Origin of the sequence: Actinomadura sp. WMMB 499, from assembly GCF_008824145.1 — a bacterium.
GTDB lineage: Bacteria > Actinomycetota > Actinomycetes > Streptosporangiales > Streptosporangiaceae > Spirillospora.
Genome location: NZ_CP044407.1, coordinates 1,097,181 through 1,114,838 on the forward strand (window position 1 = coordinate 1,097,181; position 17,658 = coordinate 1,114,838).

At 76.2% G+C, this 17,658-nt stretch carries 13 protein-coding genes; 11 read left to right on the forward strand and 2 right to left on the reverse strand.

What is annotated here, in order from left to right:
• Positions 1 to 8 precede the first annotated feature (8 nt).
• From F7P10_RS04635 to F7P10_RS04660, 7 genes are all read left to right on the forward strand, one after another.
• Positions 9 to 2,702: a hypothetical protein gene (locus F7P10_RS04635; protein ID WP_151008223.1), complete on the forward strand. Its 2,694-nt coding sequence runs from the start codon at positions 9 to 11 to the stop codon at positions 2,700 to 2,702.
• The gene (locus tag F7P10_RS43925; RefSeq protein WP_254716394.1) at positions 2,699 to 3,148 is read left to right on the forward strand and encodes a hypothetical protein; all 450 of its coding nucleotides are present in this window, start codon (positions 2,699 to 2,701) and stop codon (positions 3,146 to 3,148) included. The genes F7P10_RS04635 and F7P10_RS43925 overlap by 4 nt, the downstream gene beginning before the upstream one ends.
• Positions 3,034 to 3,984: a GTPase gene (locus tag F7P10_RS04640; RefSeq protein ID WP_254716395.1), complete on the forward strand. Its 951-nt coding sequence runs from the start codon at positions 3,034 to 3,036 to the stop codon at positions 3,982 to 3,984. The genes F7P10_RS43925 and F7P10_RS04640 overlap by 115 nt, the downstream gene beginning before the upstream one ends.
• Positions 3,985 to 3,986: 2 nt before the next feature.
• Positions 3,987 to 6,665, forward strand: a complete 2,679-nt coding sequence (locus F7P10_RS04645; protein WP_151008224.1) for a hypothetical protein — start codon at positions 3,987 to 3,989, stop codon at positions 6,663 to 6,665.
• Positions 6,666 to 6,669: 4 nt separating this feature from the next.
• Positions 6,670 to 8,451 (forward strand): hypothetical protein, encoded by a 1,782-nt coding sequence (locus F7P10_RS04650; protein ID WP_254716396.1) that lies wholly within the window; start codon positions 6,670 to 6,672, stop codon positions 8,449 to 8,451.
• Positions 8,452 to 8,554: 103 nt separating this feature from the next.
• Complete coding sequence (locus F7P10_RS04655) at positions 8,555 to 9,163, forward strand: malonic semialdehyde reductase (protein WP_151008225.1); 609 nt, start codon at positions 8,555 to 8,557, stop codon at positions 9,161 to 9,163.
• A gap of 67 nt (positions 9,164 to 9,230) precedes the next feature.
• Positions 9,231 to 10,520 carry a multidrug effflux MFS transporter gene (locus F7P10_RS04660; protein WP_151008226.1) on the forward strand — a complete coding sequence of 430 codons (1,290 nt, stop codon included), beginning with the start codon at positions 9,231 to 9,233 and terminating at the stop codon, positions 10,518 to 10,520.
• Here F7P10_RS04660 and F7P10_RS04665 read toward each other — a convergent pair.
• Positions 10,502 to 11,206, reverse strand: coding sequence for a TetR/AcrR family transcriptional regulator (locus F7P10_RS04665; RefSeq protein WP_254716397.1), 705 nt, complete (start codon positions 11,204 to 11,206; stop codon positions 10,502 to 10,504). The genes F7P10_RS04660 and F7P10_RS04665 overlap by 19 nt on opposite strands.
• A gap of 133 nt (positions 11,207 to 11,339) precedes the next feature.
• Here F7P10_RS04665 and F7P10_RS04670 point away from each other — a divergent pair, with 133 nt between their 5' ends.
• The 4 genes from F7P10_RS04670 to F7P10_RS04685 all read left to right on the forward strand — a co-directional run bounded on the left by F7P10_RS04670 (position 11,340) and on the right by F7P10_RS04685 (position 16,769).
• Complete coding sequence (locus F7P10_RS04670) at positions 11,340 to 12,317, forward strand: phosphotriesterase (RefSeq protein WP_151008228.1); 978 nt, start codon at positions 11,340 to 11,342, stop codon at positions 12,315 to 12,317.
• Positions 12,318 to 12,552: 235 nt separating this feature from the next.
• Entirely contained in the window at positions 12,553 to 13,644 is a 1,092-nt protein-coding gene (locus F7P10_RS04675) for a S1C family serine protease (RefSeq protein WP_254716398.1), read from the forward strand.
• Between the two features lie 150 nt (positions 13,645 to 13,794).
• Complete coding sequence (locus F7P10_RS04680) at positions 13,795 to 16,077, forward strand: FdhF/YdeP family oxidoreductase (RefSeq protein WP_151008229.1); 2,283 nt, start codon at positions 13,795 to 13,797, stop codon at positions 16,075 to 16,077.
• 38 nt (positions 16,078 to 16,115) lie between these two features.
• Entirely contained in the window at positions 16,116 to 16,769 is a 654-nt protein-coding gene (locus F7P10_RS04685) for a DUF1707 domain-containing protein (RefSeq protein WP_254716399.1), read from the forward strand.
• On the opposite strand, the gene F7P10_RS04690 is transcribed toward F7P10_RS04685, so the two are convergent.
• A complete protein-coding gene (locus F7P10_RS04690; protein WP_254716400.1) occupies positions 16,770 to 17,498 on the reverse strand; it encodes a TetR/AcrR family transcriptional regulator in 729 nt (242 codons plus the stop codon).
• Positions 17,499 to 17,658: the final 160 nt, after the last annotated feature.

Genomic DNA, 17,658 nt, shown 5'->3' on the forward strand with positions numbered 1-17,658 from the left:
GGGCGGCCGTGACGTTCGACGAGGAGTACCGCCGGGACGTGCTGGAGCCGGCGCGGGCGGCGGGCGACCAGCCGCCCGAGGACCTGCGCGTCCGGTACGCGCTGCCCGACCCGCTGGACCCGGCCGCCGTGCCGGCGCGGGTCCGGGAGGTGCGGCAGTGCTGGCGTCGGGCGCGCGGGCAGCTGAAGTACCGGCGGCTGGTCGACCGGCTGGAGGCCGAGCACCGCGACCTCGCGCCGCTGTTCGCCGCCGTGGAGCGCGGCGACGTGCGGCGGCTGGCGGAGCGGCTGCACGGCGGGACGGAGCGGGCGCGGCGGCGGCGCGCGGGGACGCGGGCGCGGCTGGTGGACGCGGCGGGCGCGCCGCGCATGGTGACGCCCGGCGAGGTCGCGGCGATCGCGCGGGCCGGGGGGATGACGGCGGACGAGCTGGCGCGGCTGGCGGCCGGGGACGGTGTCGAGGTCCGCGAGCCCGATCCGCTGCCGGCGTCCGCGCCGTACCCGGCTTTCCGGAAGGTGCGCGAGTCGCTGGACGTGCTGGGCGAGCCGCACCTGGCGGCGTTCCTGTTCGGGGAGCGGCTCACCGGCCCGATGCACGTGCTCGACGGGTTCGCGGCCGTGGACCGGACGCTGCGTCCGGACGGTGCCGCGGTGGCGGCGGCGGGCGAGCGGTGGGCGCGGCGGGCCCGCGACACCAGCACCACGCACGCCGAGACGATCCTGGCGGCGCTGCGGTCGGGCGCCGACCCGGCCGAGCTGGTGCGGTACGACGTCGTGGACCGGCTGCGGGAGCGGTTCCGGCAGCGGGCGTCGGACCGGGCGCTGCTGGGGCACGCCGCCGAGGACCTGGGCGTCGCGGCCGGGGACGCGCGGCGGCTGGTGTTCGCGGTCGTGCGGGAGGGCGGGCCGGGCGCGGGCGATGGAGCGGGCGGCGTCGCGGGTCGGCTGCGGGCGCTGCTGGACGCCGGTGAGGTGTTCGCGGCGGCCGAACTGGCGGACGCGTCGGAGATCCCGGCGCCCGAGGCGGGCGGTACCACGGGCGCGGACCCGCCGGAGGAGCGGATGCTGGCGGCGGAGGCGCGCAGGCGGCTGGACACGGCGCTGCGGCTGCGGGAGACCGCCGTCGCCGAGCGCGACGCGGACCGGGCGTGGCGGCTGCTGGCCGACGCGCTCGGGCTGGTCCGCGACCTGCCGGGCGCGGCCGAGCACCAGCGGCGGCTGCCGCCCGCGCCCGTCCCGTCGGTGCGCGCGGACGTCGAATATGGAAGCGGACGCGAATATGGAAGCGGGGAGCGCGCCGGCGGTGACGACGGGAACGGGCGGGACGGCGGCGCGGTGCGGGTGTCGTGGGAGCCGTCGCCGTCCACCGCGGGCGAGGTGCTGTACCACGTGGTGCGGCGGCGCGGGCGTCCCCCGCGCGGCCCGGCGGACGGGCGCCCGGTGCGGGGCGGGCACGACCCGGAGCCGCCGGTGAACGTGCCGCTGTATTACGGGGTCGTGGCGGTGCGGGGCGAGGCGGCGGCCGCACCGGCGGTCGCGGGGCCCGTGGTGGTGCGTCCCGAGCCGTCCGCCGTGGAGCTGCTGCCGGGCGACGGGCGCGTCACCGGGCGGTGGCGGGTCCCGGCGGAGGCGGCGCGGGTGCTGGTCGTGCGGGACGGGACGGTCGTGCCCGCGGGCCGTGACGGGTTCGGCGAGCGGGTGCGGAACGGCCGCGCGCACGCCTACCGGATCAGCGCCGTGTACCTGGACGGGGACGGGCGCGAGGTCGTCACGCCGGGCGTGCGGGCGTCGGTGACGCCGACCGCGCCGCCCGAGCCGGTGGTGGAGCTGGCCGCCGCGGCCGATCCGGGCGACCCGGGGCTGGTGCGGGTGCGGTTCGCACCGCCCGCGAGCGGCCGGGTGGAGCTGGTGCTCGCGGACGGTGAGCCGCCGTGGCCGCGCAGCGCGCTCGTTCCGCTGGAGGAGGTGCGGCGGGAGACGCGGCGGGTGCCGGAGGCCGCCGACAGCGCCCCGGGCGAGGGGAGGCTCGCGGTGCGGCCCGGGTCGGGCGGCTGGCTGGTCGCGGTGACGGTCGCCGAGGGCACCGCCGCGATCGGCGCGGCGCACCGGCACGTGAACCTGCCGCCGCCGCGCCGGCTGGTCGCCGAGCGGCGCGGGGACCACGTGCACGTGGGGTTCGACTGGCCGCCCGACGTCACCGAGGTCGACCTCGTGCACCGGGTCGCGGGCGCCGAACCGGGACACGAGGCGGTGAGCCGGGCCGCCTACGACGCGCACGGCGGCGTCCGGGTGCCCGCGCCGGAGGACGCCGCCGTGGAGGTGACGCTCGCGTCCGCCGGGACGGTCGGCGGGGCCCGCACGACGGGCCCGCCGGTGACGGCGGTCGTCGCGGCGCGCACGGTCGTCCACTACGACGTGGTGCGGTCGGGCCCGCCGTGGCGGCGGGCGCTGACGATCCGGCTGACCGCGCCCCGCCCCCTCCGGGTGGGACGGCTGGCGCTGGTGCTGCGCGCCGGGCGGGTGATGCCGCACCGCGCGGGCGACGGGGAGACGCTGCGGGCGTGGGAGCAGGTGCCCGTCCCCGGGGAGCTGTCGGCGCCCGCGCCGCGGGCCGCCGGGCCGTACTGGCTGCGCTGCTTCACCGCCGACGACGACGTCGAGCTGTCCGACCCGCCCGTCGACCGGCTGCGGGTGCGGCGATGACCGGGCCGCCGTCGCCGCGGGGGGCGCTGTCGCGGGGGGCGCTGTCGCGGGTCCCGCTGCCGGGATTGCCCGGCGGGCGCCGGGAGGTGACGTGCCCGTACTGCTTCGCGTCCGCCGCGCCGCAGCGGATCCCGTTCCGCTGCCGGGGACGGGCCGGACGGCAGCCGGGGTGCGTGCCCGTGCTGGACGAGAAGCTCGCCGCCTACACCGGGTCGACGGCGGGCGCGTCCCTGCCGCCGGTGTTCGACGCGCCCGGCCGGCGCGGCGCGCAGGCGGGGCGGGCCGACTGCCCCGGCTGCGGACGTCCGACGGGGAACCGGGTGTGCCCGCAGTGCCACAACCCCCTGCCGCCCGCGTACTGCGACTCCCCGGCCGGATCGTCGCGCTCGTCGGGGCGAAGAACGCGGGCAAGAGCACCTACATCGCCGTGCTGCTGCACGAGCTGATGAACCGGGTCGGCACCGAACTGGACGCGTCCCTCGTCGCGTGCGACGACCGCACCATCGAGCGGTACAAGCGGGACTTCGCGCGCCCGCTGCTGGAGGAGCGGCGGCTGCTGCCGACGACGGCGTCCGCCGCGACGAGCCCCCGCGAGCCGCTCGTCTACCTGCTGACCCGCACCCGCCGGACCCGGTTCGCGCGGGCGCGCAACGACTCGCTGGCGCTCGTCCTGTTCGACACCGCCGGCGAGGACCTGCGCAGCCGCGAGGTCACCGACCTGCACCTGCGGTACCTGGAGGCCGCCGACGCGGTGATCTTCCTGGTGGACCCGCTCGAGCTGCCGGGGGCCCGGCCGGGGCTGCGCGAGGCCGTGCCCGCGCCGCGCGTCCCCGGTGAGGACCCGGGCGGCGAGCCGCTGAACGTCATCGCCCGCGTCACCGACGCGCTGCGGGGGCGGCACGGCACCCGGCCGGGCGAGCCGCTGCCCGTCCCGGTCGCGGTCGCGCTCACCAAGACGGACGCGCTGCGCCCCGGCCCGCTGCGGCAGTCGGCGCTGCACCGGACGCGGTCGGGGGCGGGCGTCCTCGACCTCGACGACCGCGACGCCGTGCACGAGCAGGTGCGGGCGCTGCTGCACGACTGGGGGGCCGGGCAGCTCGACACCTACCTCGGGCAGCAGTTCGCCGACCACGCGTTCTTCGCGCTGTCGGCCCTCGGCGGCGTCCCCGCCGACGGGCGGGTCGGTGCGGGCGGCGTCCGCCCGCACCGCGCCGAGGATCCCCTCCTGTGGCTGCTGTACCGGTTCGGGATGCTCGACGGCGTTCGTCCGGAAGGCGAGTGACGATGGCGTGGCAACTGCACTACACGTCCGTGCGGCGCGGCCCGACCGGACGGTCGGGGTTCCAGGTCGTCGCCGAGACCCCCGGGCTGCCGGAGGGCGTCCGGGCGGGGGTGCTGGCGCACCTGTCGTACCGGCCGCCGCCCGAGGCCCCGGCCGAACCGGGCGAGGCGGACCTCGAGCGCTTCCCGGTCTCCCTGCTGTACGACCGCGTCGACGGCCGTCCGGTGCTGGTGCGGTGCCGTTACCTGGGGCTCGACTACTCGCACCGCTACGGCAACTTCTTCGGACACGCCGTGGTCGCCGAACCCGCGGAGCTGGAAGGGGTGCGCCCGGCCGAGCTGTGGCGGTCGCCGCTGTGGGAACCGGCCGGCGCGACCGGCGGCCCCCCGGACGGGCTGGACGAACTGGACGACCTGCCGCCGGGCGACTCGCTCGCCCCCGAGGACCTCGCCCGGTGGCTCCCCGCGTCCGGGCCCGCCGACCCGTTCGGGACGCTCGGGGTCCTCGCGGGCGCGGTCGGCGAGCGGATCGCGGCGGGCGACGGCCGGGTCGTCCTGGTCGCCGACGACGCCGACACGATCGCCCGCTGGATCGCGCTGGTGTCGTACTCGCTGCCGGTCGCGGCGGCCGAGCGCCTGTCGTTCGTCACCTACAGCGCCGATCCGCAGCGCGCCGCCCAGCACCTGGTGGGGACCACGCCCGGCGTGTGGGCGGACGTGCGGCACCACACGTCCCACGCCCTGGCCGTCGACCTGCGCGCGGGCGCCGCGGACGCCCCGGCGTCGCGGTTCGCCCGCGCCGTGACCGGCCGCTGGCGCGACGCCGACTTCGCGGGCCTGGACGCGCTGGCCGAACTCGCCCAGCTCGACGGCGTGACCCCCGACGCGGCGGGCGTCCTCCTCGCGCTGTGCCGCGGGGAGGCGGTGACGCCGGAGGAGGAGCGCGCGGCCGCCGCGCTCCTCACCGCCCGCCGTCCGGTGCTGCCCGGGTGGGCGTGGGACGAACTGGTGCCGCACGTCCCGTCCATGTCCCTGGAGCTGGCCGTAGCGGTACGCGCGGGGGCAGGGGCGGCGGGTCGCGCCGAGGTGGCCCGGCGGTGCGAGCTGCGGGTGGCGACGCTGGCGCTGTCCGACCCGGCGGCCCGCGCGCACCTGCCCGACCCGCCACCGGGCGAACCGTCGCCCGCGCGACGCGTGGACGCGTCCCGGCACGCGACCGGACCGGACACCCCCGCAGACACACCCCGCCCACAGGCCGGCGAGCCGGAACCCCCCGCCACACCGGCCACCACCGCACGGGACACACCCGCACCGAACACCACCGAACGGGGTGCCACTGGACGAAACACGGCCGCCCGCGCGGGACACGACACGGCCGCCCGAAACACCACCGCACGGGACACCGCCGCCCGAAACACCGCCGCACCAGACACCACCGCACCGGGCACCGCACGGGACACCACCGGCACGCGAAACACCGGCACACCGGACACCACCGGCACACCGGACATCCCTGCGCCGGGGGGCACGCGGGAGGAGTTCGGTGCGCGGGTTCCGGGTGCTCTCGCGGCGGCGCCGGACCTCGGGGAGGTCGCCGCCGTGGCCGCCGTGGCGGCGCGGGCGGGAGTGCCGGTCGGGCCGGACGAGCTCGCGGACGCGGCGTCCGCGTGCGTCCGGCGCGGCGCCCGCGACCTCCCGGCGGCCCTCGCCGCCTGCCCGGCCGCACTCCGCGACGCGCTCCTGGACGGCGCCGTCGCCGGCCTCGCGGGATCGGACGGCCGGCGCCTCGACCCCGGCGTGTGCGACGCGCTCTACGAGCACGCGGACCGGCTGCGCGACGTGCCGCACCTCGCCGTCCCCGTCCTGGCCTCCGTCGGCCGCCGCACCCCGGACCGCCGCGCGGCGGTGACCGCCGAACTCCTGCACCTCGCCGGCTCTCCCGGCGCCGAAGACGCCATGCCCGGGGACGGCCTGGACGCGGCGTTCGGGGAGGTCTGGGTGGCTCCGCCTTCGGTGGCGGAGTGCACCGCGCTGCTGGACGCGCACGGGAGCCGGCTGCGGGAGTACGCGGCGCTGGCCGAGCTGCCGCGGCGGACGTTCGGGCGGCTCGCGGAGGGCGCGTTCACCGACGCCGGAGTGCTGCGGCTCGCGGCGCGGGTCGAGGCCGTCCTGCCGGGCGGGACGGCCGCGCGGCGGGACGCGGCGGCCGTGCGGGCGCACGCCGACGCGGTCACCGCCGACCGGCCGGGGCCCGCCGCGAAGGCGCTGCGCGCCCTGGCGGGGGCCGGGGCGGCCGGGCGGCTGGCGGACGCGGCGTTCGGCGGGGCGGCGCGGCGGCTGTGCCGGCGCCCGCCGGAGTTCCGGGCGGCGCTGCTGGCCGCACTGGACGAGCACCTGCGGGCCCGGCTCGCGCAGTGCTGGACGGACGGGCTGCCGCCACGGGCCCGCGCGGGACGGGCGCCGCTGCGGGGCGCGGAGATCGAGCAGCGCAACGAGCTGGTCGAGATCGTGCTGCGGCTGCGGGCGCGCGACGTCCGCGAGCCGGGCCTGGAGGCGTGGGCGCGGGCGTGCTTCGGCGGGCAGGCGGGGCGCTGGCTCGCCGGGCGGCAGCTGGACGCCCACCTGGACCGCGCGCCGGAGCTGCGGCCCGTGCTGCGCGACCTGATCGCCGAGGGGAGGTGACCTGGTGCAGGGCGTGCTGGTGCTGATCCTCTTCGCGGTCTGGGCGGCCGTGATGTGGCTGGGGTTCGTGTACGTGTTCCCGGTGCTGTTCCCGGTGACGCTGGCGGTGGCGGGCGGCGCCGCGCTCGGGCTGTACTACCTGCACGCGTGCCGCACGCTGGCGCCGTCCACGCTGGAGGGGCCGTCGCCGGTGGCCGCCCCGGACGTCGCGTACCGCAACTACCTGCTGGGCCAGGTGTGGCGGGACTGGTGGACGATCACCCGGACGGTCGTGCCGCGCGTGTGGACGACCGCGTCGCGGACCGTCAGGTGGCTGACCCGGACGCTGCTGCTCGGCGGCCCGTGGGGGTTCTTCGCGTTCCCCTTCTGGCTGGCGCTGTGCGCGGGGATCGCGGCGGCGGCCGTCCCGGCGGCGGTGTTCGTGCTGGCGCTGACCGTCCTGTACGGGATCGTCGCGGCGGCGGGCCTGGCGGGCTGGCTCGCGTGCGTGCTGGTGCTCGCGGCGGTCGAGCGGGTGTTCATGGCGTACGGGCGGATCCTGCAGACGTGCCCGCACCCGTTCTGCTACGAGCGGATCGCCCTGCCGGAGTACGAGTGCCCGGGATGCGGGGCGCGGCATCCGAGGCTGGCGCCGGGCTCGGCGGGCGCGTTCCGGCACGTGTGCCGGTGCGGCGCGCGGCTGCCCACGACGGTGCCGCTCGGGCGGTTCCGGCTGGCGGCGTACTGCCCGCACTGCGGCGGTCGGCTGCCGGAGCGGATCGGGCGGGTGCGCGTGGAGCCGCTGCCGTTCGTCGGCGGTCCGGCCGCCGGGAAGACGACGTTCATGGTGCTGGGCATACGCGCGCTGCACGCGCGCGCCCACGCCGCCGGGGGGCGGCTGTCGTTCGTGGAGCGGCGGCACGCGGAGGCGTACGCGGCGGCCATCCGGGAGTTCCAGCGCGGCGGGCGGCTCGCCAAGACGGGCCCGGAGCTCCCGCTGGCGACGATGGTCGACGTCGACCTGCCCGACCGGCCGGGCGGACGCGCGAGCGCACGGTCGGGGAAACGGGGCGCGCGGCGGATCCTGTACCTGTTCGACCCGGCGGGCGAGCATTACACGGGCGCGACGGAGGTCGAGTCGCTGCGGTACCTGGACCACGGCGAGGCGCTCGTGTTCGTCGTGGACCCGTTCGCGCTCCCCCAGGTGCGGCGGGCGCTGACGGGGAAGGAGCGGGAGCTCGTCGACCGGGCGGCGATGTCGTCCGACGAGGACCCGGCGGACACGTTGCAGCGGGTGCTGAACGAGCTGCGGTCGCGTCCCGACCGGGGTCGGCAGAAGCGCGTCGCCGTGGTCGTCACCAAGACCGACCTGCTGGCCCGCACCGAGATCGGCCGCGGCCTGGACGGGGGCGTCCGCGCGTGGCTCGCGGGGGTCGGGCTCGGCAACACCGTCCGGACGCTGGAGCAGGTCGCGGGGCGGGTCCGCTACTTCGCGTCCGGGCTGGGCGCCGAGCCCGCCGAGGTCGCCGAGCTGCTGACGTGGGCGTCCGGGCTCGGGCCGGGCACCGCGGCGGACGGCGCGCCGGCCGCCGCGGCGGATCCCGAACCGCCCGGGACCGCGCCCGCGCGGGCGCCCTGGCCGGTGCGGGGCCGGGGCGCCGAGCGCGTCCCCGCGGGCTACCGGCTGGGCCGTCTCGCGGTGCTGGGCGGGCTGTCGCTGCTGACGGTCGGGACGGTGACGGGCGCGGTCCTCGCCGCGGCGCAGCGGCTGCCGGACCTGACGCTGCTGGCCCGCCCGCCGTTCTGACGGCCCCGGATGTGACGCACTCCACTTCCTGACGCGGCAGATAACGGACCGTCATCGCGTTGGACCCTGGCGGACACCGTTTCCGCCGACGAAAGGCTCATCCATGACCGCGATCGCGCCCGAAGGCGTCCTCGCCCTGGCCGAGGACGCGCAGGACCTGCTGTTCCGCGAGGCCCGCACGGCCAACACGTTCAGCGGCGAGCCGGTGACCGACGAGCAGCTGCGCGCGATCTACGAACTGGTCAAGTGGGCGCCGACCGCGATGAACGCCCAGCCGCTGCGGATCGTGGCGGTGCGCGGCGCGGCGGCCAAGGAGCGCCTGGTCCCGCTGATGGCCGAGGGCAACCGCCCCAAGACCACCGCCGCGCCGGTCGCGCTGATCGCCGCCGCGGACGAGGACTTCCACGAGCACATGCCGTCCATCTGGCACCGGCCGGAGGCCCGCGAGAACCTCGCCGCCAACCCGGGCCGCGCCGGGATGGCCAGGTTCAACGCGACCATCCAGCTCGGCTACCTCATCCTCGGCATCCGCGCCGCCGGTCTCGCCGCCGGGCCGATGGCCGGGTTCGACGCCGCGGCCGTCGAGCGGGAGTTCCTCGGCGGCGAGGGCCTGCGCGCCATCGCGATCGTCAACGCGGGCAAGCCCGGCCCGGACGCGTGGTTCGACCGGAACCGGCGTCTCGACTTCGAGCAGGTCGTCACCACCCTCTGAGCCGTCCCGACACCCCCTCCGCCCGGCCGCGCGACGCGGCCGGGCGCACGCCGTTCACGGAGCCCCCATGTCCCAGTCCCCCCGGCCCCCGGACGCCCGCCCGCAGGGCGCCCCCGGCGAACCCGCCGCACCCCCGGCCCCGTCCACCGGCCCCGCCGGGCCCCGCCCGGGCACGCGGTTCGGGCTGGTCGCCGTCCTCGGCGCGCTGACCGCCATCGCGCCGCTGTCGACGGACCTGTACCTGCCCGCGCTGCCCGAGGTGGCCGACGACCTGTCGACCGGCGCCTCGCTGGCGCAGCTCACACTGACCGGCTGCCTCATCGGGCTCGCGCTCGGGCAGGCCGTGGCGGGCCCGCTGAGCGACGCACTCGGCCGCCGCCGCCCGCTGCTCGCCGGCATGGTGGTCTACGCGGTCGCGTCGCTGCTGTGCGCCGTCGCGCCGACCGTGGAGACGCTGGTCGGGGCCCGGTTCGTGCAGGGCGCCGCCGGAGCGGCCGGGATCGTGATCGCCCGCGCCATCGTCCGCGACCTCTACCAGGGCGTCGCCGCCGCCCGCTTCTTCTCGATGCTGATGCTGGTGACGGGGCTCGCCCCCATCCTCGCGCCGGTGATCGGCGGGCAGCTCCTGCGGGTCGTGCCGTGGCCCGGCCTGTTCGCCGCCCTGGCCGCCGTCGGGGTGCTGCTGTTCTTCGCGGCGCTGCTCGGGCTGCGGGAGACGCTGCCCGCCGGGGAGCGGCAGGCGGGCGGCGTCCGCGCGACCCTCGGGACGTTCGGGTCGCTGCTGCACGACCGCTCGTTCGTCGGGTACGTGCTGACGATCGGCCTGTCGTTCGCGGCGATGTTCGTCTACATCTCCGGTTCGCCGTTCGTGCTGCAGGACGTGTACGGGCTGTCCGCGCAGGAGTTCAGCACCGCGTTCGGGGTCAACGCGGTCGGCATCATGATCGCGGGCCAGGTCGGCGGGCGGCTCGCCGGACGGGTCCCGCTGACCCGGCTGCTCGCGGCGGGCCTGGCGATCGTCCTCGCGGGCGGTGCACTGCTGCTGGTCGCGGTCCTGGCCGGGCTGGGCCTGCCCGCCGCGCTGCCGGGGATGTTCCTCGTCGCGTCCGGGCAGGGCCTGGTGCTGCCGAACACGACGGCGCTCGCGCTCTCGGACCGGGCCCCGCGGACCGCGGGCAGCGCGTCCGCGCTGCTCGGCGTCGGCCAGTTCACGCTGGGCGGCGCGGCCGGGCCGCTGGCGGGCATCGGGGGGGAGGACACCGCCGTCCCGATGGCGGTGTCGATCGCGGTGCTGTCCGCCCTCGCCGCGGGCGTCGCCGCGCTCGCGGCGCGCACCGGTCAGCCCGCGAGGGACTGAGCCCCGCTCCCCCCGTCCGGGCCCCCGGCGCCCCCGTCCACGGCGTCCCCGTCCACGGCATCGCCTTTCTCGGTGTCGCCTTTCTCCAGGGCGGCGAGGACGAACGCGGCGACCTCGGCGGCGAGCGCCTCGGCGGACTTCGGGCCGTCCGCCCGCCACCACGACGGCATCTGGTTGACCATGCCCAGCGCGACGATCGTGACGGTCTCGGCGGGGGTGGTGCGCGCGAACACGCCCGCGCGCTGCCCCTGCTCGACGATGCCGCGGAACGTCACGTGGTAGCGGCGCCGCTCGGCCCGCACCGACCGCATCCGGACATGGTCGAGCCGGTGCATCTCGCGGGAGAACACCTTCGCCTCGTCGATATGCTCGGCGGTGCTGCGGATCAGCCCGGCCAGGACCGCGCGGACGGCCTCGCGCGGCGGGAGCCGCTCGGCCAGCACGCCGTCGAGGTCGGCGAGCTGGCGGGCGATCAGCGAATGGTAGATCTCGTAGAGCAGGTCGTCCTTGGAGTCGAAGTAGTGGTAGAGGGCGCCCTTGGTGACCGCCGCCGCCTCCACGATGCCCTGCACCGACGTGCCGTCGAAGCCGCGCTCGGCGAACAGCCGCAGCGCCGCGGCGAGGATCCGCCGCTCCACCGCGCTCTCCCGCACGGGCCGGACGTCCGTCCCTTCGCCGTCGGTCACCTGTGCACCTCCACTGGATATCGGGCAGGGTACGGGCATTGACGCGGCCCCGTCCCGCGTCCTAGCTTGCCAGATACCGACCGGTCGGTATGCAGGCGCGCGGGGCGCGCGTGCGTGTTCGGAGGTGGAGCCCGTGGCCGAAGTCCAGACCGTCCGAGGACCCGTCGAGACCGATGCGCTCGGCCGCACGTTCATGCACGAGCACGTGTTCGTGCTGAGCACCGAGCACGTCGAGAACTACGGTGCCGGCGACTGGTGGGACGAGGACGAGAAGGCCGACGACGCCGTCCGCAAGCTGCGGCAGCTCGTCGAGCGCGGCATCACCACGATCGCGGACCCGACCGTGTGGGGCCTCGGCCGCTACATCCCGCGGATCGCGCGGATCGCCGAGCGGGTGCCCGAGCTCAACATCATCGCCGCGACCGGCATCTACACCTACAACGACCTGCCGTTCCAGTTCCACCACCGGGGCCCGGGCACGCTGCTCGGCGGACCCGAGCCGATGATCGCCGACTTCGTCCGGGACCTGACGCAGGGCATCGGCGACACCGGGGTGCGGGCCGCGTTCCTCAAGTGCGCCGTCGACCGCCCCGGCCTCACCCCCGGCGTCGAGCGGGTGCTGCGCGCCGTCGCGGGCGCGCACCGCGAGACGGGCGCGCCGATCACCGTCCACACCGAGAGCTCCACCTTCTCCGGGCGCGAGGTGGTGCGGGTGCTCCGCGAGGAGGGCGCCGACCTGTCGAAGGTCGTGATCGGGCACGCGGGCGACAGCAACGACCTCGACTACCTGAGCGAGCTCGCCGACACCGGCGCGATCCTCGGCATGGACCGGTTCGGCCTCGACGTGATCAACTCGACCGCCGACCGGGTGAGCACGGTCGTCGCGATGTGCGAGCGCGGCTACGCCGACCGGATGGTGCTGAGCCACGACGCCAGCTGCTTCATCGACTGGTTCGGTCCCGACCCCGAACTGCTGCGGGGCATGGCGCCGAACTGGAACTACCGGCACATCAGCGACGACGTCCTGCCCACGCTGCGCGCCCGCGGCGTCACCGGCGAGCAACTCGACCAGATGCTCGTCGCCAACCCCCGCCGATACTTCTCCCGCTGAGGGCCCCTCACCGCACGCGCGCCACCGGCCGGCCCGGCGCGCGGCTCGTACCCGTGGGCGGAATCCCCGGCGCGGCGGCGGGCGCCGGACCGGCGCCGCCGCGCCGGCGTGCATCGGCCGCTCCCTCACCCTCGAGCCTCCCTGGACGGCCGTCGACGGCGGTCGCGATCAAGCCGGTCGGAGACTAATCACCGGGAATCGGGAATTATGGCTTGAAAAGGTGAGGAGGAACGCAGTGAGCGAACTTCCCGGTCGTCCCGGTTTCCGTACCGTGCTGCCGCTGGTTCTGGTCGCACTGCTGACCCTGCTCGCCCCCTCCTGCCGGCTGCCGGGCGACGAGACCGACAACGCCGTCCCGCCGCCCGTCACGGCGACGGAGGTCGCCCCGGAGCGGACGGACTTCAGCGGGCGGCAGCCGGGCGTCGTCAATATCACCTCCATGCGGGGCCTGGAGAGCACCCGGGCCGCCGGGACGGGCATCGTGCTGGACGCGTCCGGGTTCGTGCTGACCAACAGCCACGTCATCCAGGGCTCCACCGGCATAGAGGGCACCGACACCGACACCGACCGCACCTACCGGGCGCGGGTCATCGGGTACGACACATCGCAGGACATCGCCGTCATCCGGCTGACCGGCGCGTCCGGGCTCCCGGCGGCGCGGTTCGCGCCGGTGTCCACCGTCGGGATCGGCGACCCGGTCACCGCCGTCGGCAACGCGGGCGGCGACGGCGGCGAGCCGAGCGTGGTCACCGGGCACGTCACCGCGCTCGGCCAGTCCGTCACCGCCCGCGACGACAGCGACGGCAGCGTCGAGCGGCTCGCCGGGATGATCGAGGTGAGCGCGCCGATCAAGCCGGGCGACTCCGGCGGGCCGCTGCTGAACTCCGCCGGACGGGTGATCGGGGTCAACACGGCGGCCTCGACGGCGCTGCCGGAGCGGTCGCCGGACGGGCGGGAGAGGCCGCGCGGCTACGCGATCCCCGCCGACCGGGCGCTGGAGATCGCCGCGCAGATCCGGCGCGGCGAGGCGTCCGCGACCGTGCACATCGGCGAGACGGCGATGCTGGGCGTGATGGTGCGCGACAACGGGACGGAGCCGGGCGCCCGCGTCGTCGAGATCGTCCCCGGCAGCCCCGCCCAGCGGGCGGGGATCCCGGTGGACGCGGCGATCGTCACGTTCGGCGGCCAGGGCGTCGACTCGCCCTCGACGCTGACCGGGCTGATGCTGCGCCGGCACCCCGGCGACGTCGTCCGGATCGAGTGGGCGATGCCGGGCGGCGGGATCGCGGCCGCCGACGTCCGGCTGGCGAAGGGACCGCCGCAGTGACCGCCGCGGTGACCGGCGCTCCCGTGCCGCGCTCGGCCGCACCGGGCGCAAGCTGAGCTTCTTCCATCCGCCGGAGACCGGGTGGGGCCCGCCGACGCTTCCGTGCGACAGTGGAAGGTCACAGCGCCGACCCCGCGACAGGATGTGCACATGAGCCGCAAGGCCCCCACCGGCGACTTCGATGACGCCGGGCTGCAGGTGTCGAAGCCGAAGACGTGGGCGGCGGGCGTGCCGGGGGTGGCGGCCGCGCTGCGCGACTCCTACGAGCAGATGGGCGTCGGGCGGACGGCGCTGACGCTGCTGCGCGTCAACCAGAAGCAGGGCTTCGACTGCCCCGGCTGCGCCTGGCCGGAGGGCGACAAGCGGCACGTCGCGGAGTTCTGCGAGAACGGCGCGAAGGCCGTCGCCGAGGAGGCCACGACCCGCCGGATCACCCGCGAGTTCTTCGCCGCGCACCCGATCGACGAACTGGGCGAGCGGTCCGACCACTGGCTCGGCCAGCAGGGCAGGCTGACCGAGCCGATGGTCAAGCGGCCGGGATCCACCCATTACGAGCCTGTGAGCTGGGACGACGCGTTCGCGCTGCTCGCGTCCGAGCTGACCTCCCTCGACTCCCCCGACGAGGCCGTCTTCTACACCTCGGGACGGACGAGCAACGAGGCGGCGTTCGCCTACCAGCTGTTCGCCCGCGAGTTCGGCACCAACAACATGCCCGACTGCAGCAACATGTGCCACGAGTCGTCCGGTTCGGCGCTGACCGAGACGCTCGGCGTCGGCAAGGGCTCGGTGACGCTGGACGACCTGCACGAGGCCGACCTGATCTTCGTCGTCGGGCAGAACCCCGGCACGAACCACCCGCGGATGCTGTCGGCCCTGGAACGGGCCAAGAAGGACGGCGCGCGGATCATCGCCGTGAACCCGCTGCCGGAGGCGGGGCTGATGCGGTTCAAGAACCCGCAGCGGCCGTCCGGCGTCACCGGGCAGGGCACCGCGCTCGCCGACCGCTTCCTGCAGATCCGCCTGAACGGCGACCTCGCCCTGTTCCAGGCGCTCGACCGGCTGCTCCTGGAGTCGACCGAGCCGGACGCGCTCGACCGCGGGTTCCTCGAGGCGCACACCCACGGGTTCGAGGCGTTCGAGAAGCACGTCCGGGGCCTGGACTGGGACGACGTCCTGGAGGCCACCGGGCTCACCCGCGGGGAGATCGAGGCGACCGCCCGGGACGTCCTGGCGTCCCGGCGGATCGTGGTGTGCTGGGCGATGGGCCTGACCCAGCACCGCAACTCGGTGCCGACGATCCGCGAGGTCGTCAACTTCCTGCTGCTGCGCGGCAACGTGGGCCGCCCCGGCGCGGGCGTCTGCCCCGTCCGCGGGCACTCCAACGTGCAGGGCGACCGCACGATGGGCATCTACGAGAAGCCCGCGCCCGCCTTCCTGGACGCGCTCGGCGCCGAGTTCGGGTTCGAGCCGCCGCGCGAGCACGGCCTCGACACCGTCGACGCGATCCGCGCGATGCGGGACGGCGCGGCGAAGGTGTTCCTCGGGATGGGCGGCAACTTCGTGCGCGCCACGCCCGACTCGGCCGTCACCGAGGCGGCGCTGCGGAACTGCCGGCTGACCGCGCACGTGTCGACCAAGCTGAACCGCTCGCACGCGGTGACCGGCGAGTACGCGCTGATCCTGCCGACGCTCGGCCGCACCGAACGCGACGTCCAGGAGTCCGGTCCGCAGTTCGTCACGGTCGAGGACTCGATGGGCATGGTGCACGCGTCCCGCGGCCGCCTCGCCCCCGCGTCCGGGGACCTGCTGTCGGAGGTCGCGATCGTCTGCCGGCTGGCCCGCGCCGCGCTCCCCGGCTCGGTCGTCGGCTGGGCGGCGATGGAGCGGGACTACGACGTGGTCCGCGACCACGTGTCCCGGGTGGTGCCCGGTTTCGACGACTTCAACGCCCGCGTGCGCGAACCGGGCGGGTTCGTCCTGCCGCACGCGCCGCGCGACGAGCGCCGCTTCCCGACCGCGACCGGCAAGGCGAACCTGACCGTCAACGAGCTGGAGGTGCTGCGGGTCCCGGAGGGGCGGCTGCTGCTGCAGACCGTCCGCAGCCACGACCAGTACAACACCACCGTCTACGGGCTGGACGACCGCTACCGGGGCATCAAGGCCGGGCGCCGCGTCGTGTTCGTCAACCCCGCCGACCTGGCCTCGCTGGGCCTCGCCGACGGCGCCGTGGTCGACCTGGTGTCGGAGTGGTCCGACGGCTCGGAACGGCGCGCGCCGTCCTTCCGGATCGTCGGCTACCCGACCGCGCCCGGCTGCGCGGCGGCCTACTTCCCGGAGACGAACGTCCTGGTCCCGCTCGACAGCACGGCCGAGATCAGCAACACGCCGACGTCGAAGTCGGTGATCGTCCGGCTGGAGCCGCGCGCGGATTGACCCTGCACCGGACGGTTCCGGCGGATTAGGCTTGCGACATGACGAACCTTCCCGAGCACGCCGGGCCGTCCGGGACCCCCGAGATGCGCGCGTCCGACGCCGATCGGGACCGGGTGGCGCAGGTCCTGCGGGACGCGGCGGGCGACGGTCGGCTCACGCTCGCCGAGCTCGACGAGCGGCTCGACGCGGTGTACGCGGCCAAGACCTACGCGGAGCTGCGGCCCCTCACCCGGGATCTGCCCGCGGCGGGCACGGACCCGGTCCCGCCGCCCGCGGGCGGCGTGGACTACCGCCCGGTGGACGATGCCCCCACGTGGAAGACCGGCATCGGCGTCCTGAGCGGGTTCCGCCGGTCCGGCGTGTGGAACGCGCCCGCGTCGTTCTTCACGTTCGCGTTCTGGGGCGGCGGCAAGATCGACCTGCGGGAGGCGCGGTTCGCCGGGGGCGAGATGACGATCCACGCGTGGGCGATCATGGGCGGCGTCGAGGTGGTCGTGCCCGACGACCTCGCCGTGCACGTCCGCGGCCTCGGCATCATGGGCGGGTTCGACGGGCGCGCGAGCGGCCCGGGCGATCCCGGCGCGCCCAAGGTCGTCGTCAAGGGCTTCGCTTTCTGGGGCGGCGTGGACGTCAAGCGCCGGGCCCGCAAGGGCAGGAAGAGGAAGAAGGACCGCGAGCAGCTCGAGGAGTAGTCACCCGCCGCCGGGACGGCCGGCGGCGATCCGGTCCAGCCACTCCCCGAGCAGCGCGTTCTCGGTCGCGGTGAGGCCGGGCGCGGGCTCGGCGGCGAGCGCGGCGCGCAGCCCGATGGCGAGTGCCGCGGCTCCCCCGTCGTGCCCCCCGGCGGCCGTCCCGGACGTCCCGTCCTCGGGCCCGGCGGGCACGATCAGCGCGGTGAACAGCGCCTCCCGGGTGCGCACCGGCAGTTCGGCGTCGCCCTCCCCCGCGATCAGCGCGAGCACGACCCCGGTGCCGGCGGCGTGCATCATCCGCGCGGCCGCCTCCACCGGCACCCGCAGCCGCCCCGCGCGGGCGATGGCGCCGACGAGGCCGAGCAGGATCTCGTGCGCCTCGGCGGCGGCGGGCGGGCGGCGGGACGTCCCGTACATGAGCGTGTAAAGCTCCGGGTTCGACAGGCCGAACTCGACGTGCAGTTCCCAGCCGCGGCGCAGGTCCTCGATCGGGTCGCCGGTGTGGGGCTGGGCGCGCTTGCTCGTCAGGTACTGCTCGAACCCGTGCGCCGCGACCGCGTCCAGCAGCCCCTGCTTGTCGCCGAAGTGGTGGTACAGGGTCGGGGCCCCGACCCCCGCGGCACCGCAGATCGCGCGGGTCGAGACGGGCTCGCCGCCCGACTCGGCGAGCAGCCGCGCGGCGGCCCGCAGGATCCGATCCCGGGCCTCCACGTCCTTCCGCACAGTCACAACAACGATGTTACAGAAATTTTCCGAACATCGATATGGGCTCTGACCTGGACGAACGGGATCCCTCGCCGGCTCGCCCGTATAGCGGCACTACAGAAGTTGCTATACCGTCGTTAGCAGGCGGCCGACCGGCCGCTCGCCAGCGACGAAGGGATCGCAG